This is a genomic window from Streptomyces sp. NPDC052064, from assembly GCF_055585925.1.
In genome coordinates this window covers 393,246-417,065 of sequence record NZ_JBVJJE010000001.1, presented here as the reverse complement: position 1 = coordinate 417,065, position 23,820 = coordinate 393,246, and the positions used below count along the sequence as shown (strand labels likewise).

Annotated in this window: 26 protein-coding genes; 13 read left to right on the top strand and 13 right to left on the bottom strand. The window is 71.5% G+C overall.

Annotated elements, in window-relative coordinates:
- Window positions 1-33 precede the first annotated feature (33 nt).
- The 6 genes from ACZ6TU_RS01965 (at window position 34) to ACZ6TU_RS01940 (ending at window position 5,957) form a co-directional block, all read left to right on the top strand.
- On the top strand, window positions 34-1,605 hold the full coding sequence (locus ACZ6TU_RS01965; RefSeq protein ID WP_469545958.1) for an ABC transporter ATP-binding protein: 1,572 nt from the start codon (window positions 34-36) through the stop codon (window positions 1,603-1,605).
- Window positions 1,605-2,726 (top strand): ABC transporter permease, encoded by a 1,122-nt coding sequence (locus ACZ6TU_RS01960; protein ID WP_467671742.1) that lies wholly within the window; start codon window positions 1,605-1,607, stop codon window positions 2,724-2,726. Before ACZ6TU_RS01965 ends, ACZ6TU_RS01960 begins: the two co-directional genes overlap by 1 nt.
- Complete coding sequence (locus tag ACZ6TU_RS01955) at window positions 2,723-3,988, top strand: ABC transporter permease (RefSeq protein ID WP_469545954.1); 1,266 nt, start codon at window positions 2,723-2,725, stop codon at window positions 3,986-3,988. The genes ACZ6TU_RS01960 and ACZ6TU_RS01955 overlap by 4 nt, the downstream gene beginning before the upstream one ends.
- Window positions 3,985-4,389, top strand: a complete 405-nt coding sequence (locus ACZ6TU_RS01950) for a cytidine deaminase (protein ID WP_467671738.1) — start codon at window positions 3,985-3,987, stop codon at window positions 4,387-4,389. The genes ACZ6TU_RS01955 and ACZ6TU_RS01950 overlap by 4 nt, the downstream gene beginning before the upstream one ends.
- A 90-nt stretch (window positions 4,390-4,479) precedes the next feature.
- A complete protein-coding gene (locus ACZ6TU_RS01945; RefSeq protein WP_467672554.1) occupies window positions 4,480-5,757 on the top strand; it encodes a thymidine phosphorylase in 1,278 nt (425 codons plus the stop codon).
- Window positions 5,758-5,831: 74 nt separating this feature from the next.
- Window positions 5,832-5,957, top strand: coding sequence for a hypothetical protein (locus ACZ6TU_RS01940; RefSeq protein ID WP_467671737.1), 126 nt, complete (start codon window positions 5,832-5,834; stop codon window positions 5,955-5,957).
- Between the two features lies 1 nt (window position 5,958).
- On the opposite strand, the gene ACZ6TU_RS01935 is transcribed toward ACZ6TU_RS01940, so the two are convergent.
- Window positions 5,959-6,879, bottom strand: coding sequence for an AEC family transporter (locus ACZ6TU_RS01935; protein ID WP_467671735.1), 921 nt, complete (start codon window positions 6,877-6,879; stop codon window positions 5,959-5,961).
- A 136-nt stretch (window positions 6,880-7,015) separates the two neighbouring features.
- Here ACZ6TU_RS01935 and ACZ6TU_RS01930 point away from each other — a divergent pair, with 136 nt between their 5' ends.
- Window positions 7,016-7,402 (top strand): STAS domain-containing protein, encoded by a 387-nt coding sequence (locus ACZ6TU_RS01930; RefSeq protein WP_467671733.1) that lies wholly within the window; start codon window positions 7,016-7,018, stop codon window positions 7,400-7,402.
- Here the strand turns inward: ACZ6TU_RS01930 and ACZ6TU_RS01925 are convergent.
- The 3 genes from ACZ6TU_RS01925 to ACZ6TU_RS01915 form a co-directional block, all read right to left on the bottom strand.
- Complete coding sequence (locus ACZ6TU_RS01925) at window positions 7,286-8,302, bottom strand: sigma-70 family RNA polymerase sigma factor (RefSeq protein ID WP_467671731.1); 1,017 nt, start codon at window positions 8,300-8,302, stop codon at window positions 7,286-7,288. The genes ACZ6TU_RS01930 and ACZ6TU_RS01925 overlap by 117 nt on opposite strands.
- Window positions 8,303-8,421: 119 nt before the next feature.
- A complete protein-coding gene (gene dnaN / locus ACZ6TU_RS01920; RefSeq protein WP_469545950.1) occupies window positions 8,422-9,558 on the bottom strand; it encodes a DNA polymerase III subunit beta in 1,137 nt (378 codons plus the stop codon).
- 100 nt (window positions 9,559-9,658) lie between these two features.
- On the bottom strand, window positions 9,659-10,930 hold the full coding sequence (locus tag ACZ6TU_RS01915) for an MFS transporter (RefSeq protein ID WP_469545946.1): 1,272 nt from the start codon (window positions 10,928-10,930) through the stop codon (window positions 9,659-9,661).
- A gap of 63 nt (window positions 10,931-10,993) precedes the next feature.
- Here ACZ6TU_RS01915 and ACZ6TU_RS01910 point away from each other — a divergent pair, with 63 nt between their 5' ends.
- Window positions 10,994-11,956: a LysR family transcriptional regulator gene (locus tag ACZ6TU_RS01910; protein ID WP_467671725.1), complete on the top strand. Its 963-nt coding sequence runs from the start codon at window positions 10,994-10,996 to the stop codon at window positions 11,954-11,956.
- A 68-nt stretch (window positions 11,957-12,024) separates the two neighbouring features.
- Here the strand turns inward: ACZ6TU_RS01910 and ACZ6TU_RS01905 are convergent, their stop codons facing one another.
- Window positions 12,025-12,786, bottom strand: coding sequence for an alpha/beta hydrolase (locus ACZ6TU_RS01905; RefSeq protein ID WP_467671723.1), 762 nt, complete (start codon window positions 12,784-12,786; stop codon window positions 12,025-12,027).
- Between the two features lie 123 nt (window positions 12,787-12,909).
- On the opposite strand from ACZ6TU_RS01905, the gene ACZ6TU_RS01900 reads away from it, so the two are divergent.
- Window positions 12,910-14,067 (top strand): adenosine deaminase, encoded by a 1,158-nt coding sequence (locus ACZ6TU_RS01900; protein WP_469545943.1) that lies wholly within the window; start codon window positions 12,910-12,912, stop codon window positions 14,065-14,067.
- Window positions 14,068-14,209: 142 nt separating this feature from the next.
- Window positions 14,210-14,572, top strand: coding sequence for an ATP-binding protein (locus tag ACZ6TU_RS01895; protein WP_469545940.1), 363 nt, complete (start codon window positions 14,210-14,212; stop codon window positions 14,570-14,572).
- Window positions 14,573-14,654: 82 nt separating this feature from the next.
- On the opposite strand, the gene ACZ6TU_RS01890 is transcribed toward ACZ6TU_RS01895, so the two are convergent.
- The 5 genes from ACZ6TU_RS01890 to afsQ1 form a co-directional block, all read right to left on the bottom strand.
- Window positions 14,655-14,867 (bottom strand): PspC domain-containing protein, encoded by a 213-nt coding sequence (locus ACZ6TU_RS01890; RefSeq protein WP_467671717.1) that lies wholly within the window; start codon window positions 14,865-14,867, stop codon window positions 14,655-14,657.
- A gap of 63 nt (window positions 14,868-14,930) precedes the next feature.
- Window positions 14,931-15,515: a VanZ family protein gene (locus tag ACZ6TU_RS01885; protein WP_467671715.1), complete on the bottom strand. Its 585-nt coding sequence runs from the start codon at window positions 15,513-15,515 to the stop codon at window positions 14,931-14,933.
- Between the two features lie 95 nt (window positions 15,516-15,610).
- Window positions 15,611-16,228: a hypothetical protein gene (locus tag ACZ6TU_RS01880; RefSeq protein WP_467671713.1), complete on the bottom strand. Its 618-nt coding sequence runs from the start codon at window positions 16,226-16,228 to the stop codon at window positions 15,611-15,613.
- The gene (locus tag ACZ6TU_RS01875; protein ID WP_467671711.1) at window positions 16,228-17,835 is read right to left on the bottom strand and encodes an ATP-binding protein; all 1,608 of its coding nucleotides are present in this window, start codon (window positions 17,833-17,835) and stop codon (window positions 16,228-16,230) included. The genes ACZ6TU_RS01880 and ACZ6TU_RS01875 overlap by 1 nt, the downstream gene beginning before the upstream one ends.
- Window positions 17,832-18,509, bottom strand: coding sequence for a two-component system response regulator AfsQ1 (gene afsQ1, locus ACZ6TU_RS01870; protein WP_010048893.1), 678 nt, complete (start codon window positions 18,507-18,509; stop codon window positions 17,832-17,834). Before afsQ1 ends, ACZ6TU_RS01875 begins: the two co-directional genes overlap by 4 nt.
- 237 nt (window positions 18,510-18,746) lie before the next feature.
- Here afsQ1 and ACZ6TU_RS01865 point away from each other — a divergent pair, with 237 nt between their 5' ends.
- Window positions 18,747-19,502: a SigE family RNA polymerase sigma factor gene (locus ACZ6TU_RS01865; protein ID WP_469545934.1), complete on the top strand. Its 756-nt coding sequence runs from the start codon at window positions 18,747-18,749 to the stop codon at window positions 19,500-19,502.
- Window positions 19,503-19,687: 185 nt separating this feature from the next.
- On the opposite strand, the gene ACZ6TU_RS01860 is transcribed toward ACZ6TU_RS01865, so the two are convergent.
- A complete protein-coding gene (locus ACZ6TU_RS01860) occupies window positions 19,688-20,347 on the bottom strand; it encodes a uridine kinase family protein (RefSeq protein ID WP_467671707.1) in 660 nt (219 codons plus the stop codon).
- Window positions 20,348-20,379: 32 nt separating this feature from the next.
- On the opposite strand from ACZ6TU_RS01860, the gene ACZ6TU_RS01855 reads away from it, so the two are divergent.
- Window positions 20,380-20,799 (top strand): hypothetical protein, encoded by a 420-nt coding sequence (locus ACZ6TU_RS01855; RefSeq protein ID WP_469545931.1) that lies wholly within the window; start codon window positions 20,380-20,382, stop codon window positions 20,797-20,799.
- Window position 20,800: 1 nt separating this feature from the next.
- On the opposite strand, the gene ACZ6TU_RS01850 is transcribed toward ACZ6TU_RS01855, so the two are convergent.
- Window positions 20,801-22,339, bottom strand: a complete 1,539-nt coding sequence (locus ACZ6TU_RS01850) for an MDR family MFS transporter (RefSeq protein ID WP_467671705.1) — start codon at window positions 22,337-22,339, stop codon at window positions 20,801-20,803.
- Complete coding sequence (locus ACZ6TU_RS01845; protein WP_467671703.1) at window positions 22,336-22,932, bottom strand: NADPH-dependent FMN reductase; 597 nt, start codon at window positions 22,930-22,932, stop codon at window positions 22,336-22,338. Before ACZ6TU_RS01845 ends, ACZ6TU_RS01850 begins: the two co-directional genes overlap by 4 nt.
- A gap of 115 nt (window positions 22,933-23,047) precedes the next feature.
- On the opposite strand from ACZ6TU_RS01845, the gene ACZ6TU_RS01840 reads away from it, so the two are divergent.
- Window positions 23,048-23,791, top strand: a complete 744-nt coding sequence (locus tag ACZ6TU_RS01840; protein WP_467671701.1) for a TetR/AcrR family transcriptional regulator — start codon at window positions 23,048-23,050, stop codon at window positions 23,789-23,791.
- Window positions 23,792-23,820: the final 29 nt, after the last annotated feature.

Here is a 23,820-nt window from a genome sequence, read left to right as displayed (position 1 = left end):
AGCCCTCCGGCCGGAGCGGCGGTCAAGGAATCGGTGACCGCCGTCGAGCTCGCCGGGATCACGAAGCGTTTCCCGGGCGTCGTGGCCAACCACGACATCCACCTCAGCGTCCGCAAGGGCACCGTGCACGCCCTCGTCGGTGAGAACGGCGCCGGCAAGTCGACGCTGATGAAGATCCTCTACGGCATGCAGAAGCCGGACGAGGGCACCATCACCGTCGACGGCGAGCAGGTCAGCTTCTCGTCGCCGGCCGACGCCATCGTCCGCGGCATCGGCATGGTCCACCAGCACTTCATGCTCGCCGACAACCTCACGGTCCTCGAGAACGTCGTCCTCGGCAGCGAGAAGCTGTACGGCATCGGCGCCAAGGCCCGCCGCAAGATCAAGGAGCTCTCCGAGCGCTACGGCCTCGGCGTCAAGCCCGACCTCCTGGTCGAGGAGCTCGGCGTCGCCGCCCGCCAGCGCGTGGAGATCCTCAAGGTCCTCTACCGTGGCGCCCGCACCCTCATCCTGGACGAGCCGACCGCCGTGCTCGTGCCGCAGGAGGTCGACGCCCTCTTCGCCAACCTGCGCGAACTGAAGTCCGAGGGCCTGTCGGTCATCTTCATCTCGCACAAGCTCGGCGAGGTGCTCTCCGTCGCCGACGAGATCACCGTCATCCGCCGCGGCACCACCGTCGGTACGGCCGTCCCCGCCGAGACCACCCCGCGCCAGCTCGCGGAGATGATGGTCGGCAGCGAGCTGCCCACGCCCGAGACGGCCGAGTCCACGGTCACCGACCGCCCCGTCATCAGCGTCGACCAGCTGCGCCTCGCGGCCCCCGGCGGCAAGGCCCTCCTCGACGACATCAGCTTCACCATCCACGCGGGCGAGGTCCTCGGCATCGCCGGTGTCGAGGGCAACGGCCAGACCGAGCTGGTCGACGCCCTCATCGGCCTGCGGTCCGCCGACTCCGGCACCATCCGGCTCGCCGACGAGGAGATCACCGCCTGGCCCACCCGCAGGCGCCGCGAGCAGGGCATCGGCTACATCCCCGAAGACCGGCACCGCCACGGCCTGCTCCTGGAAGCGCCCCTCTGGGAGAACCGCATCCTCGGCCACGTCACCGAGAAGCCGCTCGCCAAAGGCGTCTGGCTGGACCCGAAGGCGGCCCAGGAGGACACCCGCCGGATCGTCATGGAGTACGACGTCCGCACCCCCGGCATCGACGTCACCGCCGCCTCCCTCTCCGGCGGCAACCAGCAGAAGCTGATCGTCGGCCGCGAGATGAGCCACAAGCCGCGCTTCCTGATCGCCGCCCACCCCACCCGGGGCGTGGACGTCGGCGCCCAGGCAGCCATCTGGGACCACATCCGCGAGGCCCGCCGCGAGGGCCTGGCCGTGCTGCTGATCTCCGCCGACCTGGACGAGCTCATCGGCCTGTCCGACACGCTGCGCGTGATCTACAACGGCAAGCTGGTCGCGGACGCCGACCCGGCCACCATCACCCCCGAGGAGCTCGGCTCGGCCATGACCGGTGCCGCCACCGGGCACCTCGAGCACGCAGAGACCCCCGAGATCTCGAAGGCCGACGCCCCCGAGTCTCCGGAAGACGAGGCCCGCTGATGAAGAAGTTCGACAGGGAGCGCGTGCTCCTCGCGGTGGCCGGACCGGTCATCGCGCTCGCCGTGGCCTTCGTCCTGAGCGCGATCGTGCTGATCGCGTCGGGCAAGAGCCCCGTCGAGCCGTTCGCCCTGATGTTCGAGCAGATCGGCTTCTCGGACATCCAGGTGCTGGTCATCAACCAGGCGTCGATGTACTACATCGCGGCGCTCGCGGTGGCCATCGGCTTCCGGATGAACCTGTTCAACATCGGCGTCGACGGCCAGTACCAGCTCGGCGCCATGATGGCCGCCATCGTCGGCGCCCACATGAACCTTCCGGCCGCCCTCCAGGTCCCGCTGCTGCTCCTGACGGCGGTCCTCACCGGCGCGTTCTGGTCCGGCATCGCCGGTGTCCTCAAGGTCACCCGCGGCGTCAGCGAGGTCGTCGCCACGATCATGCTCAACGCGATCGCCACCTCCGTGATCGCCTACCTGTGGCTGCCGAACGTCTTCGGCGTGAAGGTCGGCAACAACAACACCACCGGCGAGATGCACGAGTCCGGCTGGATTCCCGGCATCGGCATGGGCGCGGCCGGCGAGATCTACGGCCTGGTGCTGCTGGCCGTCCTGCTCGGCATCGGCTACTGGGTCGTCCTGAACCGCACCCGCTTCGGCTTCGACCTGCGCGCCTCCGGCGCTTCGCAGACCGCCGCCGCGGCCAGCGGCGTGGACCCCAAGCGCATGGTGCTCAGCGCCATGCTGATCTCCGGCGGCATCGCGGGCCTGGCCGGCCTGCCGATCCTGCTCGGCGACACCCACACCTACAGCCTGAACTTCCCCACGGGCATCGGCTTCCTCGGCATCGGCATCGCCCTGCTCGGCCGCAACAGCCCCGTGGGCATCGCCTTCGCCGCCCTGCTGTGGGCCTGGCTCGACAAGGCCTCGCCCGAGCTGGACTTCCACGGCTACGACAAGGAGATCGCGGTCATCATGCAGGGCCTGATCGTGCTCTCGGTCGTCGTCTCCTACGAGGCCGTCCGCGAGTGGGGCCTGCGCCGCCAGCAGCGCCGGGTCGGCGCCGAACTGGCCGCCGGTCACGTCCTCGGCAACAACAACACCACGAAGGAGGTGGCTGGCCGATGACCACCGCGACCGACCTCAACCAGCCCACGCTGCAGCCCGCGGCGCCGACCGGCCGCCGACTGTCGTGGCCCGTGCTGCTGCTGATCATCGCCGCAGGCCTGGCGCTCACCTCGATCGTCCGCCTCATCACGGGCGCCGACGGCATCACCAACGTCAGCCAGATGTCCACCGCGCTCCAGCTCGCCGTGCCGATCGGCCTCGCCGGTCTCGGCGGCCTGTGGGCCGAGCGCGCGGGCGTGGTCAACATCGGCCTCGAGGGCATGATGATCCTCGGCACCTGGTTCGGCGCCTGGGCCGGCTTCCAGTGGGGCCCGTGGACCGGTGTCCTGGTCGGCATCGCCGGCGGCGCGATCGGCGGCCTGCTGCACGCCTTCGTGACCGTCACCTTCAACGTCAACCACATCGTCTCCGGTGTGGCCATCAACATCCTCGCCCTCGGCGCCACCCGCTACCTCGCGCCCCTCGCCTTCGAGGGCCACACGGGCGGCTCCGCCAAGCAGTCCCCGGCGGTGGACTCCCTCGGCAGCTTCACGGTGCCCGGCCTGTCCGACGTCCTGCGGGACCTCAACGCGCACGGCTGGTTCCTGATCTCCGACATCGCCGGCCTGCTCGGCGGCCTGGTCACCAACGTCTCCTGGCTGACCCTGATCGCCATCGCGCTGATCCCCGGTACCTGGTGGGTGCTGTGGCGCACCGCGTTCGGCCTGCGACTGCGCTCCTGCGGCGAGAACCCGGTCGCCGCCGAGTCCCTCGGCGTCAACGTCTACAAGTACAAGTACATCGCCGTGGTCATCTCCGGCGGTCTGGCCGGCCTCGGCGGCGTCTTCCTGTCCATCGTGGCCAACCCCTTCTACCTGGAGGGCCAGGTCAGCGGCCGCGGCTACATCGGTCTCGCCGCGATGATCTTCGGCAACTGGATGCCCGGCGGCCTCGCCATCGGCGCGGGCCTGTTCGGCTACACCGACAGCCTGAACCTGCGCGGCGGCTCGGCCAACGTCCACGCCCTGTTGCTGCTCGGTGCGCTCCTGCTGCTCATCGGCGCCATCTGGCTGGTGGTCCGCAAGAAGTACGTCCAGGCCGTGATCACCCTGGTCGTCGGCGGCCTGGTGTTCGCCTGGTACGCGACCACCAACGAGGTCCCCAACCAGGTCGTCTCCGCCACGCCGTACGTCATCACCCTGGTGGTCCTCGCCCTGTCCGCCCAACGCCTGCGGATGCCGAGGGCGAACGGCATGCCGTACCGGAAGGGACAGGGCAAGTGACCGGCGCAGGCCCGGACGTCGACTGGGAGAAGCTGCGCGCGGTGGCCCGGGACGCCATGTCCCGGGCGTACGCCCCGTACTCCGGCTACCCGGTCGGCGTGGCGGCCCTGGTCGACGACGGCCGGATCATCTCCGGCTGCAACGTCGAGAACGCCTCGTACGGACTCGGCCTGTGCGCCGAGTGCGGCTTGGTCTCCGAGCTGCACAACACCGGCGGCGGCCGGCTGACGCACTTCACCTGCGTCGACCGCGACGGCGCCACGCTCGTCCCGTGCGGCCGCTGCCGCCAGCTGCTCCACGAGTTCGGCGGCCCGGACCTCCTGCTGGAGACCCCGGCGGGCATCCTGCCGCTGTCGGAGATGCTGCCCCAGGCCTTCGGCCCGGGCCACCTCAGCAAGTAATCCCGTGCGGTCCCTCTGAGTCGCTCAGCGACCGGCTCAGGGGGGCCGTACGGCTTCTGGAATCCTCGGAAGGAAGCCCACGCCATGGCCATGGACGCCATCTCCGTCATCCGCACCAAGCGGGACCGCGGCGAACTCAGCGACGAGCAGATCGACTGGGTCATCGACGCGTACACCCGCGGGGAGGTGGCCGACGAGCAGATGTCGGCCCTCGCGATGGCCATCCTGCTCAACGGCATGAACCGCCGCGAGATCGCCCGCTGGACGGCCGCGATGATCGCCTCCGGCGAGCGCATGGACTTCTCGTCCCTGTCCCGCCCGACGGCCGACAAGCACTCCACGGGCGGCGTCGGTGACAAGATCACGCTCCCGCTCGCCCCCCTGGTGGCCGCCTGCGGCGCCGCGGTCCCGCAGCTGTCGGGCCGCGGCCTCGGCCACACGGGCGGCACGCTGGACAAGCTGGAGTCGATCCCCGGCTGGCGTGCCCTGCTCTCGAACGAGGAGATGCTGTCCGTCCTGGACGGTACCGGCGCGGTGATCTGCGCGGCGGGCGACGGCCTGGCCCCGGCCGACAAGAAGCTGTACGCCCTGCGCGACGTCACGGGCACGGTCGAGGCGATCCCGCTGATCGCCTCCTCGATCATGTCGAAGAAGATCGCGGAGGGCACCGGCTCGCTGGTCCTGGACGTGAAGGTGGGCACGGGCGCCTTCATGAAGACCCTGGAGGACGCCCGCGAACTGGCCTCCACCATGGTCGGCCTGGGCACGGACCACGGCGTGAAGACGGTCGCGCTCCTCACGGACATGGCCACGCCCCTCGGCCTCACGGCCGGCAACGCCCTGGAGGTCCGCGAGTCGGTGGAGGTCCTGGCGGGCGGCGGCCCCGCGGACGTGGTCGAGCTGACGATAGCCCTGGCCCGCGAAATGCTGGACGCTGCCGGGGTGAAGGACGCCGACCCGGCGAAGGCCCTGGCGGACGGCTCCGCGATGGACGTCTGGCGCCGCATGATCACGGCCCAGGGCGGCGACCCGGACGCGGCGCTTCCGGTGGCCCGCGAGCAGCACGTGATCAAGGCCCCGGCCTCGGGCGTCCTCACCCGCCTCGACGCCTACGACATCGGCGTCGCCGCCTGGCGCCTGGGCGCGGGGCGTGCCCGCAAGGAGGACCCGGTCCAAGCGGGTGCGGGCGTCGAGATGCACGCCAAGCCGGGCGAGAAGGTCACCGAGGGCCAGCCCCTCCTGACCCTTCACACGGACACCCCGGAGCGCTTCGAGTACGCGCTCCAGGCAGTCGAGGGCTCCTACGACATCGCGGCACCGGGCACGGACTTCACCGCGTCGCCGGTGGTGCTGGAACGTATCGCCTGATCTGGGCTTTCCACCTTCGGGTGAACGGGACCGGTGGACCGCCGCCGGTCCCGTTCGGTGTGTTGGATGGCGCCATGAGCGTGCGCGACGGCGACCACATCCTGACCGACAACGAGTGGGACCAGCTGGATCTGGGGGCAGACACGCTGCCCGAGCCCTTCGGTCTGGAACTCGACACCGGCGAGTTACCGGAGACGTGAGTCACCCGAGAAGCGCTGCCACCACCACCAGAACCGGCACCGCCAGCACCGTCGACAAGAGGATCGCCTCCCGCGCCAGCACCTCGCCCACCCGGTAACTGCTCGCGTACGTGAACAGGTTCTGGGCCGCCGGAAGCGCCGACGTCACCACCACGTCGAGCAGGGAGGCCCCGTGGAGGCCGAAGACGCCCGCTGCGAGGGCCCAGGCGGCCAGGGGCTGGATGACCGACTTGAGGGTGACGGCGAGGAGGACAGGGGCCCGTTCGGTGCCGCGCAGCGGGAGTGTGCTGCCGCGCAGGGAGATGCCGAAGGCCAGGAGGACTGCCGGGACCGACATGTTGCCGATGAGGGTCAGGGGGTCCATCAGGGGGCCCGGCACCGTCAGGCCCGACGCCGAAGCCGCCACACCGGCCAGGGAGCCCAGCGCTATCGGGTTGCGGAGGGGCGTGAGCAGGCGTTGCCACAGGGGCCGCTTCTCGCCGCCGCTCGCCAGGTCCAGGACCGTCAGTGCCACCGGCGTGACCCCCACCAGTTGGAACAGCAGCACCGGCGCGACCAGTGACGCGTCGCCCAGCACGTACACCGCGATCGGGATGCCGAGGTTCCCCGAGTTGACGTAGCTGGAGCACAGCGCGCCGATCGTCGTCCGGCCCACACCCCAGCCGCGCGCGACGCCCACCGCCACGAAGACACCCGCCGCCGCTGCCGTGCTCATCGCCGTGACCAGCAGCCGGTCGGAGAAGATCACCGACAGGTCGGCCTGGGCGAGGGTCGTGAAGAGCAGGGCGGGAGACGCCACGTGGAAGGCCAGCTTGGTCAGGACCTCCCGGCCGCCGTCGCCCAGATATCCCCGGCGACCGATCAGATAGCCGACCGCGATGACGACCGCGATGACCGCGAAGCCGCTCAGTACCCCCTGCACGACGCCCCCTCACCGGCGAGACGGGCATCGGACGGCGCGGGAGGGGCAGATGCATGGGGCATACAGCCAACCCTCGGGGGAAGGCCGTATGAAGGTCAATGTGATCCTTACGGTGCCGTCAGGACGAACAGCCGCGATGAGTTACAGCCGCCCGCCCGGTCTACCGATTGTGGACGCCATGACACCCCCCGTGCTCGTGCTCCCCGGCCCCGTCGCCCGGGACGAGGTGAGCGGACTGAGCGACGATGTGAGGGCACTGCTGCAAGCCGGCCGTGCCCGGGTCGTGGTGTGCGATGTCGGAGGCCTCGGGCCGCCCGGGCTCGCCGCCGTCGACCTGCTCGCGCGGCTCCAGCTCGCCGCCCGCCGGGCCGGGGGCCGGATCAGGCTGCGCGACCCCGATCCGGCCCTACGCGCCCTCCTCGACCTTGCCGGTCTCCGCTTCGAGGTGGAGGGGCAGGTCGAAGAGCGGGAACCAGCGCTTGGTGTCGAGGAAGCAGTGGAACCCGGTGATCCGGCCGTCTGAGATCTCCAGCACCTGGACCGCCCACGGCGTGAAGCCGCCGGTCTCCGGGTCCGGCTTGTACTGGGCGAACCCCGGCAGGCCGTTGACCTGGACCGGCACCAGCCGGGAGCCCGCGCAGGGCGCGCCGAGCGTCGTCATGAAGCCGGTGATGTCGCCGACGCCGGTCAGCCACAGGTCGAACGGCGGCATCGTCATGACCGCGTCCTCGTGCAGCAGGGCTGTCAGCGCCGTCATGTCGTAGCCCTCGAAGGCCGCCACATAGCGGTCCAGCAGCTTCTGCTGGTCCTCGTCCAGCGGGTCGGAGACGGTCGCGTCGGCGCCCGGCTCCTGCCGCTCGGCCAGGGTGGCGCGGGCCCGCTGGAGGGCGCTGTTGACCGACGCCACGGACGTGTCCAGCAGCTCGGCGACCTCGCTCGCCTTCCAGGCCAGCACCTCGCGCAGGATCAGCACGGCCCGCTGCTTGGCCGGCAGCTTCTGAAGGGCGGCCATGAAGGCGAGCCGCACGGACTCCTTGGCTATCGCCGCCTCCGCCGGGTCGCCGGTCGTGGGCAGCACGCGGGCGTCCGGCATGGGTTCCAGCCAGGTGTTGTCCGGGCGGGGGGAGAGGGCCGCCTGTGCGAGGGGGGTGGACTCGGTCAGGTCCATGGGCCTGGCGCGCTTGTTGCCCGCGGTCAGCATGTCCAGGCACACGTTGGTCGCGATGCGGTAGAGCCAGGAGCGCAGGCTGGAGCGGCCCTCGAACTTGTCGTAGCTGCGCCAGGCGCGGACCATCGTGTCCTGCACCGCGTCCTCGGCCTCGAAGGAAGAGCCGAGCATCCGGTAGCAGTACCCCGTCAGCTCGGTGCGGTGTGCCTCCAGCCTGGTGTCCAGATCTGTCGGTGTCGCCGTGCCGTTCGTCATCGTCCACCCACCCCTGGGGAATTTCTGTCACGCGCCATCGCGCCCAGCACTTCGGAAGCTACCGCAGCGCACTGACAACGGCCCTCCGAGCGCACAAACGCGCAGGCGGGAGCAGCGCATCAGACCAGCTGCTTGACCGACATCAGCAGATGCCGGTGCTCCCCGGCCACCTCGGCGGCCCCCTCGCCCGGCACCGCGTGCAGCAGCGCCCGCTGCCCCGCCCCCAGCAGTTCCAGCCGTACGCGCGGGCTCTCGAAGGACGTCAGCGCGTCCAGCAGATAGGCCGGGTTGAAGGCCACCGGCATCTCGTCGGCGCCGCTCAGCGTGGCCGGCAGCCGCTGGGCCGCCACGTCGTCGCCATAGCCGGCGCGGAGCAGGACGGACCCGTCGGACGAGAAGTCCAGTCGCACCGGACTGTTCGCCTCCGCCACCACCGCGACCCGCCGCACGGCCTCCGCGAGCCCTTCGCACTCCACCTCGGCGACCGCGGCCCCCGCCATGTCGAACAGCGACTTGTACGTCGGCAGCCGCCCCTCCAGGAGCCGCAGCGCCGTCCACGTGGGCCCGCCCTCGAAGCCGATCAGCCCGCCGCCCCCGGCCTGGCCCCACCCGATCCGCACGTCCCCGCAGCGCCCCAGCGACCGCGCGACATCCAGCAGGCGCCGCGCGGGCAGCAACGCTTCCACCACTCCCTCGGCCGCCGCCCCCGGTTTCCACTCCAGCCGCCGCACGGCGTACCGGTAGCGGTCCGAAGCGGCCAGTGTCATCTCCCCGCCGTCCAGGCGCAGTTGGACGCCCGTCAGGAGCGGCAGCGTGTCGTCGCGGCCGGCCGCGACGGCGACCTGGGCGACGGCCGTCGCGAACGCGGCGCCGTCCACCGTGCCGTACGGCGCGGGCGGCGCCGGCAGGGCCGGATACTCGGCGAGGGGCAGCGTCGACAGCCCGAACCGTGTACCGTCCGCCTCCACCGTGAACCGCGATGCCTCCAGCGCACAGCTCACCGGCCCGTCCGGCAGCACCCGGCAGACGTCCAGCAGCCGTCGCCCCGGGACGAGCACCCGTCCGGGCACCGCGATCCCGCAGTCGGCGTCCACCCGCACCGCGGCCTCGAAGTCGAACCCCGTCACGGCCAGCCGTCCCGCGTCCGCCTCCAGCAGCAGCCCGCCCAGCACCGGCACCGGCGTCCGCGCGGGCAGCGCCCGTACCGCCCGGCCCACGGCCTCGGCGAACGTCGTACGGTCGATGCGGAACTCCATGAAAAATCCCCCTGCTCGGTCCGGTGGTCAGCGGAGGCGGACGTTATCCGCGCCCACTGACAACCGGCCCCGACCAGGGGGCACAGTCCGGCTTCGAGGCTCAGGCGGCCGTGGCCAGCCGCCGCTGCATCCGCGCCGCCCGCGTCCCGAACACCGTGATCGTGACGACGCCCAGCACGGCGAGCAGGCCGACCCCGACCGTCCCGGCCCAGCCGCCCGCGTGGAAGGCGATCGCGCCGACCGTGCTGCCCGCGCTGGAGCCGATGTAGTACGCCGACTGGTAGAGCGCCGAGGCCTGTGCGCGGCCGGTCGTGGCCGTCTTGCTGACCGCCGACGAGGCCACCGCGTGGCCCGCGAAGAAGCCCCCCGTGATGAGGACCAGGCCCAGCAGGACCAGCGGGAGGGAACCGGCCAGGGACAGCAGCAGACCCGCCGCCGTCGTACCGCCGGCCGCGTACAGCGCGCCTCGGCGGCCCAGCCGGCCCACCAGGCGGCCGGCCGTCGACGCCGACACCGTACCGACGAGGTACACCAGGAAGACCGAGCCGATGATGCCCTGCGGCAGTGAGAACGGCGCCTCGGTCAGCCGGTAGCCGATGACCGTGTACACACCGCCGAACACCGTCATGAACAGCGCGCCGATCGCGTACAGCCGGCACAGCAACGGGTTGGACAGGTGGCCACGGACCGTCCGGGCCAGCACGCGCGGGCGCAGCGAACCCGCCCGGAAGTTCCTCGGCGCCGGAAGCAGCGTCCGGAAAGCCACCGCGCAGGCCACGGCGAGCGCGCCGATCACACCGACGGCGACCCGCCAGCCCCACTCCTGGGCGACCCAGCCGGTGATGACCCGGCCGCTCATCCCGCCGACGCTGTTGCCCGCGACGAACAGCCCGATCGCGGTGACCAGCGCCTTGGGGCTGACCTCCTCCGCGAGGTACGCCGTCGCCGACGCGGGAAGCCCGGCCAGGGCCGCGCCCTGGAGCGCCCGCAGCACGACCAGCACACCCAGCGACGGGGCGAAGGGCACCAGCAGTCCGACGGTCACCGCCACGGCCAGCGAGGCCGTCATGACCGCACGCCGTCCGAAGCGCTCCGACAGGGCGCTCATCGGCAGGACGAACAGCGCCAGCCCGCCCGTCGCGGCGGCCACCGTCCAGCTCGCGTCGCTCGCCGCCACTCCGAACTCGCCGGAGATCAGCGGGAGCAGCGCCTGCGTGGAATACAGCAGCGCGAAGGTCGCGACACCCGCGAGGAAGAGGGCGAGGCTCATCCGGCGGTAGCCGGGCCCGCCCGGGGACATACGTGAGTCGACAGCAGGGACAGAGGCATCGGCGCCCACGATGGTGGACGCCCCGGTACTGGCGGGAGACATGCCTCGAACCTACGGACGCGCCCACTGATCCGTCCAATGCATGAAACCGCCATAATCGTTCCCATGGAGCATCAACACAGTTCAACGGCTCGACTGTCACCGTCCAGTGACACAGAAGACATGGCGGAGATGTCGAAGGTGCTGGCGCCCCGTCTCGCGTACTTCGCCGGCGTCGCCCGCACCGAGCACGTCACCCGGGCCGCCCAGGAGATGAACGTCCCCCAGTCGACCCTCTCCCGGGCCATGGTCCGCCTGGAGCAGGACCTCGGCGTGGACCTCTTCGCCCGCCACGGCCGTACGGTCTCCCTCACCCCGGCCGGGCGCACCTTCCTCACCTCCGTCGAGCGGGCCCTGGCCGAGGTCGAGCGCGCCGCCGAGGAGGTGCGGGCCGACGCCGACCCCGCCACCGGCAAGGTCGCCTTCGGCTTCCTGCACACCATGGGCGCCGAGACGGTCCCGGGCCTCCTCCAGGCCTTCCGCGCCGACCATCCGCGGGTCCGCTTCAGCCTCGTCCAGAACTACGGCGAGGCCATGCTCGAACGCCTCCGCGCCGGCGAACTGGACCTGTGCCTGACGTCCCCCGTCCCCGACGCCCCCGACCTGGTCGCCCGCCGCCTCGACGAACAGAAGCTCCGCCTCGTCGTCCCCGCGGACCACTCCCTCGCGGGCCGCCGCCGCATCCGCCTCGCCGAGGCCGCGGACGAAATGTTCGTCACCCTGGAACCCGGCTACGGCCTCCGCCGTATCACCGACGACCTCTGCAAGGAGGCCGGCTTCAAGCCCCGGGTCGCCTTCGAGGGTGAGGAGGCGGAAACCCTCCGCGGCCTGGTGGCAGCGGGCCTCGGGGTCGCCCTCCTGCCCCCACCGGCCGTCCCCCGTCCGGGGGTGGTGGAGCTGACGGTCACGGCCCCCCGAGCGGCCCGCGAAATCGGCGTGGCCTGGCTGGAAGGCCACCCGGACACGCCTCCGGTGGCAGCCTTCAAAAGGTTCCTGCTCTCAAGAAGGGGCAGTCTCTTGCCCACCTGAGGGGCGCGGGGAACTGCGCGACAAGCCACAGACGACCCGCACCCGCCGGCGGCAAGAACCCCACGACGCTACCGGCGCAACGAAGAACCGAACCCCGCAGCCAACGGCATCCGCAACCCCAACGGCGGCGGCGCGGCGAACGCATCCCGCACAGGCCGGGACACCGCCCGACCGAACAAGGCCCCCATCACGAAGTCCTCGGCCAGCGCGAGGACTTCATCCCGGTACTGAGTCAACCCGTGCCCGTCCGCGTGCACTTCGAACCGGCACACATCCCGATTCGCCTTCTTCGCCCGCGCCGCCAGCCGGAACGACAACTCGGGATCCGTCCGCTCGTCGTTCGTGCCGTGCGCGATCAGTACCTGTCGTCCCACCAGCTGTTTCACCGGTTCGGGTGGCGCCGCCGCATCCTCCTCCGGCAGCCAGGGGGCGAGCGCCAGCACGGAGTTGACGGCCTCGTGCCCACCCGCCCGCAACCCGGCCCGGCCACCCATGCCGATGCCGGTGAGGCAGACGGGGACGTCTCCGTAACGCCGTACGACCTCGTCGGCGGCCCAGGCCGCGTCGGCCGCGAGGTTGGCCTCGCTGCCGTTCCAGCCGCGGTAGCGGTAGTGCACCACGTGCGTGGCGAGACCCTCGTCCCGGCCCGCGCGGGCCAGGCGCCGCCCCAGGGCGCGTACGGAGGCGGTCGCCACCATGGGGGACGGCCTGCGGCCGGAGACCTCGTCGCCGCCGGGGAGCAGCAGCACCACGCCGCTCACCGCCGACGGCTCCGGACCGAATGTCCTGCCCAGCCGGGCCCTGCGAACCGGCGTCGGTTGGTGTGCCATGACAGAACAGTGTCAGAAGCGCGGGTGTACTCGACCCGTCCTTGGGGTCACCGTTACGTATCGACGGAAACGTAAAGGATCCGAGCACGCGCCATCTACGCGCGTAGGAGTTAGAGTGCGGAAATGACGAGCCAGACCATCGCGAACACCCCGACACCGGACCAGATCCACCGGGCGCCCAAGGTTCTGCTGCACGACCACCTCGACGGCGGCCTGCGCCCCGCCACGATCGTCGAACTCGCCCGTGAGAACGGCTACTCCCAGCTCCCCGAGACCGACCCGGAGAAGCTCGGCGTCTGGTTCCGCGAGGCCGCCGACTCCGGTTCCCTGGAACGGTACCTGGAGACCTTCTCCCACACCGTCGGCGTCATGCAGACCCGCGACGCCCTGGTCCGGGTCGCCGCCGAGTGCGCCGAGGACCTCGCCGAGGACGGCGTCGTCTACGCCGAGGTGCGCTACGCCCCCGAGCAGCACCTGGAGGGCGGTCTGAGCCTCGAGGAGGTCGTCGAGGCCGTCAACGAGGGCTTCCGGGAAGGGGAGCGCCGCGCGCGGGAGAACGGCCGGCGCATTCGCGTCGGGGCCCTGCTCACCGCCATGCGGCACGCGGCCCGCGCGCTGGAGATCGCCGAACTCGCCAACCGCCACCGGGACCTGGGAGTGGTGGGTTTCGACATCGCCGGCGCCGAGGCCGGCTACCCGCCCACCCGGCACCTGGACGCCTTCGAGTACCTCAAGCGCGAGAACAACCACTTCACCATCCACGCCGGCGAGGCCTTCGGGCTGCCGTCCATCTGGCAGGCCCTCCAGTGGTGCGGCGCCGACCGGCTCGGGCACGGCGTGCGGATCATCGACGACATCCAGGTCCACGAGGACGGCAGCGTCGAACTCGGACGGCTCGCCTCGTACGTCCGGGACAAGCGCATCCCGCTGGAGCTGTGTCCGAGTTCCAACCTCCAGACCGGGGCGGCCGCCTCGTACGCCGAACACCCCCTCGGGCTGCTGCGCCGGCTGCACTTCCGGGCCACGGTGAACACCGACAACCGCCTCATGTCCCACACCAGCATGAGCCGGGAATTCGAGCACCTGGTCGAGGCATTCGGTTACACGCTCGATGACATGCAATGGTTTTCTGTCAATGCTATGAAGTCAGCGTTCATTCCTTTCGATGAACGGCTGGCCATGATCAATGACGTGATCAAGCCCGGATATGCCGAGCTGAAATCCGAATGGCTGTTCCGGCAAACCGCCTCCACCAGCGGTTCTGTGGCCTCGGAGGGCTGACCCGGGGGCTCATCGGCGCACAGGGAATGCGGGCGGTGTTCACCATCCGTCCGCATTTCGATGTTTGCGGCGGACGGCGCCGCGTGATTACGGTCGCTGTACCGCTCACACACCCCGTCATCCCATTATGAGGACGCATTTCATGAAGCAGTCTGCTGCCAAGTCCCTCGGTGTCGCCGCTCTCGGTGCCGCCTTCGCCGCCGCCGGTGCGGGTGCCGCCAACGCCGCCCCGGCCCTCCCGGACACCGCTCAGACGCTGGAGACCGTCACCCAGGCGGCCCCGGCGGACCAGCTCTCCCAGGCGCTGCCGGGCTCGGGCGAGGCGCTGGGCCAGGGGCAGACGGCGGCCGCTGCCGCTCCCGCCGCCGCCCAGCTGCTCGGCGGTCTGCCGGTGGAGGGCGTGCCCGCGCACGGTCTGCCGGTGGAGGGCGTGCCCGCGCACGGTCTGCCGGTGGAGGGCCTGCCCACGCACGGCCTGCCGGTCAACGGCGTTCCGGTCAGCTGAATCTCCCCGCCCGGACGGACCACACGCCGATGGGGCGCACCCGAACCAGGGTGCGCCCCATCGGCGTTCTCGTGAACGGTCGTCACCAGGCTGCCTGCGCCTTGTTCTGCACCTTGCTCTCCGAGGGCAACAGGATCCACAGCGCGATGTACAGCAGGAACTGCGGGCCGGGCAGCAGGCACGAGACCAGGAAGATCACCCGCATCGTCGTCGCGGAGGTGCCGAAGCGCCGTGCGAGCGCGGCGCACACTCCGCCGATCATGCGGCCGTTGGTGGGGCGGGCGAGGCGGGACATGTGCGGCTCCTTCAATGTCGGTGTGTGAGGCCTCTCGTCCGAGTACCCCATCTGCACTCCACGCTACGGAGACGAAGGGGGCAAAGCGTCGCTCCACGGGGCGATCCCGACCCTGGGAATCGTCGGGGTCCGACCCTGAGCCGGCTCCTCCGGGGGCGGGAGCGTACCGGTCAGGCGCACGATGGTGCGGCGGCGCAGCCAGGAGCGCCCGGCCGGGACGAGCGCGAGATGCGCGAGGGCCACGCCCGCGGTGTTCAGGAACAGCGAGTCGACGTCGACGACCTGACCCGGAACGCCGGTCTGGAGCAGTTCGATGCCCAGCGACAGCAGGGCACCGGCCGTGACGGTGCGCAGCAGGGACGCCAGCGGCGAGACGACCAGTCTGCCGCTCACCATCGGCAGCAGCACGCCCAGCGGGGCGAGCAGGGCCAGCCCCTCGCAGATCCGCCGGGCCGCCTCGGGCCAGCCCAGGGCGAGATCGGCCCGGATCCCGTCGAACGGCCGCAGATTGGCGGGCATCACCCAGGGCACGTCCAGCGGCCGCAGCGTGAGCCAGGCGACGAACGCGAGGTGTGCGACGAGGAGGACACCTCCTGTCACACGGATGCGGAACTCGGCGCTGCCGCCGATGGAGCCTTGACGCTGCACGCCCCCCTAGACGCGGCCTCCGGCAGGATCGGTTCCGGGAGACACCCCGATACGCCTGTGAGGCATGCGCCACAGCCCGGCGGAGCCCGGCCCGCTCACTCCCCGGCCACGTCCTTGGACGGCGGCTCCTTGCTGCCCGGGCGGGCCCGTACCTCGTCGGTGCACTCCCAGCGGCGCGGCGGCTCGGCGCCGGGGCCGCCCAGGACCACGGAGCCGTCGCCCTCGGCGGCCGCCGATTCGGAGAAGGTGCAGACGATCTGGGCGAGGGCGTAGGAGGTGAGGCTGTCCGGCGCCATGCTCAGCCGCAGCGTGTCCTCCGGGTCGCCGGGCCGCGGCCCGCCCACCGTGATGCCGCCGCGTACGTCCGTGCTGTAGCCGGCCTCCTTCTCGGCGGGCGACGGCGGCGTCGCGAGCTGGTCCAGCAGTCCCTGCGCCACCAGCATGCGCCGCTCGGAGTCGGCCGCGCCGTCCGGGACCCGTACGGTCCGGTCGACGGTCACCAGCGACGACCCGCACAGCAGGAACACCTGCACCGGCAGCCCCCGGGCGGCCTGCGTCGACACGTCCGGCTCGGCGAGCGAACACCGCACCCGCGAGGGCGCGGGCCCGAAGTTCGTCGGCACCTCCGTGGCCCGGATCCCGCAGCCGGCGAGCAGCAGGGCGAGCACCGACACGGCACCGATCCGCGCCCTGGACACGAGACGTGTGGTCATCAGGCGTCCCCCTTCGAGTCCTCGCCCCGGTCCTGGCCGGTGTCGTCCCCGTGCTTCGGCTCGCCCTCGGCGGGCTGTTCCCCCGGTGCGTACGTGTGCCGCGGGAGCCGCAGGGTGAACACCGCGCCCGAGTCGGGCGAGTTGGCCGCGGTGATCTCGCCGCCGTGGATGTGGGCGTTCTCCTGGGCGATGGACAGGCCCAGGCCGCTGCCCTCGGAGCGCGGCCGGGAGGCGCTGGCCTTGTAGAAACGGTCGAAGACGTGCGGCAGGACGTCCTCGGGGATGCCGGGCCCGTGGTCCTGCACCTCGATGACGAGCGAGTCGTCCGCCTCGCGGACGGACACCCGCACCGGGGAGCCGCCGTGCTTGAGCGCGTTGCCGATGAGGTTGGCCAGGATGACGTCCAGACGGCGCGGATCCAGCCGGGCGTGGATGCCGCGCTCGGCGTCCAGCTCGACCGCGTCCAGCCAGGCGCGGGCGTCGATGCACGCGGTGATCTGGTCGGCGATGTCGACGTCGTCCAGGACCAGCCGGGCGGTGCCCGCGTCGAAGCGGGTGACCTCCATCAGGTTCTCGACCAGGTCGTTCAGCCGCCGCGTCTCGCTGACCACCAGCCGCACGGCGGGCTCGATCATCGGGTCCATGCTCCCGGTCTCCGCCTCCAGCTCCTCCTCGAGCACCTCCGTAACGGCGGTGATCGCGGTGAGCGGCGTACGCAGTTCATGGCTCATGTCCGCCACGAACCGCCGGGACGCCTCGTCCCGCGCGGCCATGTCGGCGACGCGCTTCTCCAGAGCCTCGGCCGCGTTGTTGAACGTCCGGGAGAGGTCGGCGAGTTCGTCGGTCCCGGACACCCTGAGCCGGGTGTCGAGCTTGCCCTCGCCGAGCCGCCGTGCGGCCGCCCCGAGTCGCTGCACCGGCTTCAGCACGGTCGTCGCGGCGGCCTGCGCGAGCAGCGCCGAGCCGATCAGCGCGAGCCCCGTGGCGATCCCCAGCGACCAGGCCAGCGAGTTGAGGTCCTTCGCCTCCGGCTCCAGCGACTTCAGCATGTAACCGGTCGGACCGCCGCCGATCACCCGCGTCCCGGCCACGAGGTACGGCGTGTCGTGGTCGACAACCCGCTGCCAGTACAGGTGGTGCGGGTGCTTGTTGGCCTCGTCGACCTTCTGCGTCTTGTTCACCGCCGTGCGCAGCGAGACCGGCACGTCCCGCAGCGAGAAGCCGCTCAGCCCGCCGGAGCTGCCGTAGACGGTCCTGCCGTCGGCGTTGCTCGCGACCAGCAGCACGCTGAAGCGCTGGTCGCTGCCGGCCATCTGGCCCGCGGTGTGCTGGAGCTCGTCCTGCGTCGGATGCTCGGGCAGCGCACCCGCCCGGTTCTGCATCTCCTGCTCGAAGTCGCGCAGTACGGCGTCCTGGGCGCGGGTGAGCACCGCCTCGCGGTTGAGCCAGTACGCGATGCCGGACGCGGACACGGCGGCCGTCAGCGCCACCAGGCCGAAGACGACGACCAGCCTCAGACGCAGGCTCGTGAAGCGCAGCCGCGACAGAACTCCCTTGCGCGCCGCGGTCCAGCCGCGGTCCCCCCCTTGGTGGTGCCGCTGTGTCACTGAGGCGGATCCAGCCGGTAGCCGACACCACGCACGGTACGGATCAGCGTCGGGGACGAGGGCACGTCCTCGACCTTGGCGCGCAGCCGCTGGACACAGGCGTCCACGAGCCGCGAGTCGCCCAGGTAGTCGTGCTCCCACACCAGCCGCAGCAGCTGCTGCCGGGACAGCGCCTGCCCCGGCCGCCGGCTCAGCTCCAGCAGCAGTCGCAGCTCGGTCGGCGTGAGCTGGAGATCCTCGCCGTTCTTCGTCACGGTCATCGCCGAGCGGTCGATGACGAGGCTGCCGAACGTCGCCGCGTCGTTGGACTCCCGCTCCCCGCGCCGCAGCACGGCCCGGATCCGGGCGTCCAGCACCCGCCCCTGCACCGGCTTGACGACATAGTCGTCGGCGCCGGACTCCAGGCCGACGACCACGTCGATGTCGTCGCTGCGCGCGGTCAGCAGAATGATCGGCAACTGGTCCGTGCGCCGGATGCGCCGGCACACCTCGAACCCGTCGATGCCGGGCAGCATCACGTCCAGCACGATCAGATCCGGCCGCTGCTCGCGCAGCAGCTTCAGACCGTCCTCACCACTGGCAGCGGTCGCCACCCGGTGACCCTGGCGCGTCAGAGAGAGCTCCAGGGCCGTCCGGATGGCGTCGTCGTCCTCGATCAGCAACAGGGAAGGCACGGGCACATTCTGGCCCATGGAGGGGTCGGGGTTCGACCTGTGGGCCGAGATGAGACCCGCGCGTAGCGCCGATGTCTGTGTACGGGCCGTGGCGGCCCTGTGGCCGACCCCTGTGACAGGTCTGTGACAGTCGGCGGACACGGCCATGAAAGTGCCGCGGCAAGCTTTTCGGCACAAGGCAGGAAAGCCCGCCCGACGGCGGGCCGCACACCGGAAGTCCACGACGGGGGGCGCGAGATGAACACGCTGCACGGCATCAGCACCAGCGCAGTGATCACGCGTCTGCACGACGTGAACCGGGGTTCCGAGAAGTCCGGTGCCGTGAGCGGGCGGGGGTGCGCTCGCGGCACCGGGCGTCAGCACACCGCGTTCATGACGGTGGTTGACGCGCACACGGGGGAGAGCAAGGGGACGGGGGCGGCTCACGGGGGAGCCGCGTACAGGGAGGACTCGGGGGAGCGCCGCTCGCTGTCGGAGGCGGAGTTCACCGCCTACGTCCAGGAGCGCCGCGCCTCCCTGTACGCCACCGCCTACCACCTCACCGGCGACCGCTTCGAGGCCGAGGACCTGCTGCAGAGCGCGCTGTTCTCGACGTACCGGGCGTGGGACCGGATCAGTGACAAGGCGGCGGTCGGCGGATACCTCCGCCGCACCATGACCAACCTGCACATCAGCGCCTGGCGGCGCCGCAAGCTCAACGAGTACCCGACCGAGGAACTGCCGGAGACGCCCGGCGACACGGACGCGATGCGCGGCACCGAACTGCGCGCGGTCCTGTGGCAGGCGCTGGCCCGGCTGCCCGAGCTCCAGCGCACCATGCTGGTCCTGCGCTACTACGAGGGCCGCACGGACCCGGAGATCGCGGACATCCTCGACATCAGTGTCGGCACGGTGAAGTCCAGCATCTGGCGGTCGCTCCGCCGGCTGCGCGAGGACGAGGTCCTCAGCTTCGGCCGTGACGAGGAGGACGCCTTCGGCGAGCTCGTCGCCTGAAGGCTGGGGGGGGGAGCACCAGAAGGGCCCCACGGGGGACTGGAACCGGGGCCCACGGGGGAACTGCGGAGACGCTGGGGGGCGTCTCCTCAGGACAGTGGGGGGACCACGGGGGAGGACAAAGGGGGAGCACAAGAGCGGGACTGGAGGGCCGGGGGGTCCGTCCAGTCCCGCTTTTTCGTTGCCTAGGCCGCCGTACCGAGGCTCGCGCACCGGCCGGCCGCCGCGGCCGCCAGCCGGCCCATCGCCTCGTCGCGGTCGCAGGCGTACGCGCCCAGCGTGGTCTGGCGGGCGACGATCGAGCGTTCCTCCCGCATCAGACGCCAGCCGCGGCGCAGCAGGAACGGCACCGACTTGCGGCCCTCCTTCAGATCCCGCAGGAAGCGGCGGCGGAACGTCTTCACCGGGCCGCGGCTCAGGCACAGCGCGTCGGCGAGGACGCCGAGCTCCTGGCAGCGCGTGACGATCTCCGCGGCGAAGATGCCCTCCGCGATGAACAGCGGGGTACGCCCGATGTCCACCGTCTCCGTGCCGGTGCGGGCGCTCAGCGCGATGTCGTAGACGGGGACATCCGTATGGCCCGTGCGGCACAGCCGGGTGATCGCGGCTATGGCGGTGTCCGCGTCCCACGACTCCGGATGGTCCCAGTCGATGTCCGAACTGCCCGCCACCAGCGGCAGCGTCGGGTCGTCGCCCTCCTTGTAGAAGTCGTCGAGCCGCAGCACCGGGAGGCCGGAGCGGGCCGCGAGGAGGGACTTGCCGGAGCCGGATGGGCCGCAGAGCAGCACGACTCGCGTCGGTATGGGCAGAGGAGAACTCACGGGACACCAGTGTGAGGCATCCATCGGGGGCCGTACGACCCCGCGGGGCGCCTTTGATGCACGCGTCACACCTCAACTACCCTTTGTTCTCAAGTGATTACCCAGTGCATCAGAAGGTGGCCGTCCTCGCGACCGCTGGAGCGGCGCTGGGAGCGGGTACGGGGACGGCCGCCGCGGACACCGGCCCGGTCCTGGGCATGGTCAACACCCGCCCCACCTTCCCCGGCACAATCGGCCCCCAGTCCGGCCTCCAGGCCACGACCGGCACGCTCGGCCACGTCACCGGCCCGGTCGCGGGCCTCAAGCCCAACCCGCTCGCCGGCACGGGAGCCGACCCGCTCGACAACGGCGTCGGCACCCAGCTCGCCGACTTCAAGCCGATGACGTCCCAGGCGCTGACGGGGCCGGTGACACAGGCGCGGTCGGTCGGAAGCATTCCGGTGCCGGGCCAGGCCGCGGGGCTGCTGTCGCAGTAGCTCACCGGCTCCGCAGCGGGACCTCCCGGACCAGCCAGGACACCGCGAACGCCACGGCGCACAGCGCTGCCGTGCCGAGCGCGACTCCGTGCAGCCCGTCCACCACGCCCGTCCGGAAGGCGTGCCGGACCGGTTCCGGCAGGTCCCGCAGCAGCTCGGGGGTGAGCTCGCCGTTGGTCAGCCGCGCGCCGTCGGCACCGAGCCGGCCCGTGACGGCGTCAGTGAGCCGGCCCGTGTAGACGGAGCCGAGGACGGCGACACCGAGCGAACCGCCGATGGTGCGCAGCAGCGTCTGGGTGCCACTGGCCGCGCCCATGTCGCGCGGTTCCGCGCTGTTCATCGTGATGAGCATCGTCGGCTGCATCAGGCAGCCGATGCCCACGCCGAGCAGCAGCGTCAGGCCGGAGGCCACCGGCGCCGACGTGGTGGTGCCGAGGGCCAGCAGGGCCGTCGCCCCCGCCGCGGCCAGCGCGCCGCCCGCGATGGGGTAGGCGCGGTAGCGGCCGCCGTCGCCGACGCGGCGGCCGATGACGAGCTGCGCGCCCATCATGCCCAGCATCAACGGGAGCAGCAGCAGCCCGCTCTCGGTGGACGACATGTCCCGCACGAACTGCATGTACTGCGGCAGATAGCTCGCCGCCGCCAGCATGGCCGCGCCGGTGACGAAACTGAGGATCTGCGCCACGGTGAAGTTGCGGTCGCGGAACAGCCGGGGTGGGATCACCGGTTCCGGGGCGCGCCGCTCGACCCGCACGAAGGCGGCCAGCGCGGCCGCGGAGACCACGGCGAGCCCGATGATCTGCGGTGACGACCAGGCGTACGTCGTCCCCGCCCAGCTCCCCAGCAGCGTCAGGGCGAGAATCGCGCCGGTCAGCAGTCCGGCGCCGGCGAGGTCGATGCGCGGCTCGGCGCGGGTGGCGCGCAGTCGCACGCCGAAGCCGACGAGGGCGAGCGCCGCGGCGCCGACCGGAACGTTGACGTAGAACACCCAGCGCCAGTCGAGCTGGTCGGTGAGGAAGCCGCCGACCAGTGGTCCGCCGATCATCGCGGCGGGCAGCAGTATCCCGATCAGTGACTGGGCGCGCCCGGCCTCCGCCGGGGTGAGCAGCGTGCCGATGAGGGCGAGCGCACCCACGAACAGTCCGCCCGCGCCGATCCCCTGGAGGGCACGGAAGGCGATCAACTGGCCCATGTCCTGGGCGACTCCGCACAGCACGGAGCCGATGAGGAACACGGTGATGGAGGTGAGGTAGCCGTACTTGTGGCCGTACAGGTCGCCGAGTTTGCCCCACAGGGGCGTGGTGACGGCCGTGGTGAGCAGGTAGGCCGTGATCACCCAGGACAGGTGCTCCAGGCCGCCCAGGTCTCCGACGATGGTGGGCAGTGCGGTGCCGACGACGGTCCCGTCGAGCGTGGCGAGGACGATGCCGAGCAGCAGGCCGAGGACGACGAGCCGGGAGGGCGGGGCGTCCGACTGGGCCGGATGCGCTGTGTCCGCAGGCGAGTCCGCGGTCTGCTCGGGGCGGGCCTCGGCCGTCATGCGACGTAGCCCCGGACGGACTTGGCGTCCCGCAGGGCGTGGCCCCACCAGGCGAGCTGGTCGAGCAGGGCCTTCGCGGCCGTGTCGGCGGCGGGGTCGGCGCAGTTGCCGTCCGCGTCGAAGCGGCTCCACGCGTCGTGGAAGCTGACGGTGTTGCGGATGGTCATGGCGTTCAGCTCGGCCATGACGACCCGCAACTGTTCCACAGCGCGCAGACCGCCGGACAGGCCGCCGTACGAGACGAAGCCGACGGGCTTGCCGTGCCACTCCTCGTTGTGCCAGTCGATCGCGTTCTTCAGGGACGCCGGGAAGCTGTGGTTGTACTCGGGCGTGACGAGGACGAAGGCGTCGGCCTCTGCGAGCCGCGGTGACACGAGGGCCAGCCGCTCCTCGGTGCCGGGCGGCGGCTGCTGACCGAACGCCGGGAACACCGTCGGGAGCGGTGTCTCCGCGAGGTCCACGACGTCGGCGCGCAGGTCGTCGCGCTGGTCGAGGTGGCCGGTCAGCCACTTCGTCACGACGGGCGCGAAACGTCCTTCACGGGTCGAGCCGACGAGGACGGCGACGCGGAGGGGCGGGGTGGTCGTGGGCATGGGTCTCCCCCTGGTGGTGTACGGCGTATCTCTGTGCGTACAACGTACACATCGATGTGTACGACGTCTACTGGCGATACGCTGTACACGACAGTCGAGGGAGAGGAGCCGGGCCATGCCGGTCGCGAAGCAGGAGGGCGACGAGAGCGGGACCGAGGCGCCTTCTCTCTGGGAGCGCATGGAGCGGTCGGCCCCGGCGCCCCGTGCCTCGCTGACCCTGGAGCGGATCGCCGCCGCCGCGGTCGAGATCGCCGACGAGGAGGGCGGTGCCGCCGTCACCATGCGCCGCCTCGCGGCGAAGCTCGGCGTCGCCCCCATGGCGGCCTATCGGCACGTCGACGGCAAGGACGACCTCTGGGCGCTCATGATCGACCGGGTGTCCCGGGAGTTGACCGCGCCGGACGGGACGACGGACTGGCGGGAGGTGCTGCGCTCCTACGCCCTCCAGGCACGGGAGCTCATGCTCGCCCACCCGTGGATGGCGGCCATGCCCACCCCGGTGATCATGCTGACGCCGTCGCGCATGGCCGTGGCGGACCGGCAGGTGGCCGCGCTCGCCGCCTGCGGCCTGGACGCCGACTCGGTCATGGCCGCCCTACGGACCGTCACCTCCTTCGTGCACGGCTCGGCCCAGACCGAGATCGGCCTGCGGGAGTACCAGGAACGCCACGGATGGACCAGCGGCGACGAGACGCGTCAGGCGCTCGCCCCGCAGATGCGCTACCTGATGAGCACGGGCCGATACCCGGCCTTCGAGCAGTACCTCCTCAACGCGTCCCGCAAGGACGACCGGGCCTGGGAGTTCGTGTTCGGCGTCGACTGCGTGCTCGACGGCATCGCGCAGCGGCTCGGCATCTGACGGGGCTTCTCCAGTGCGCGCACGAGAGA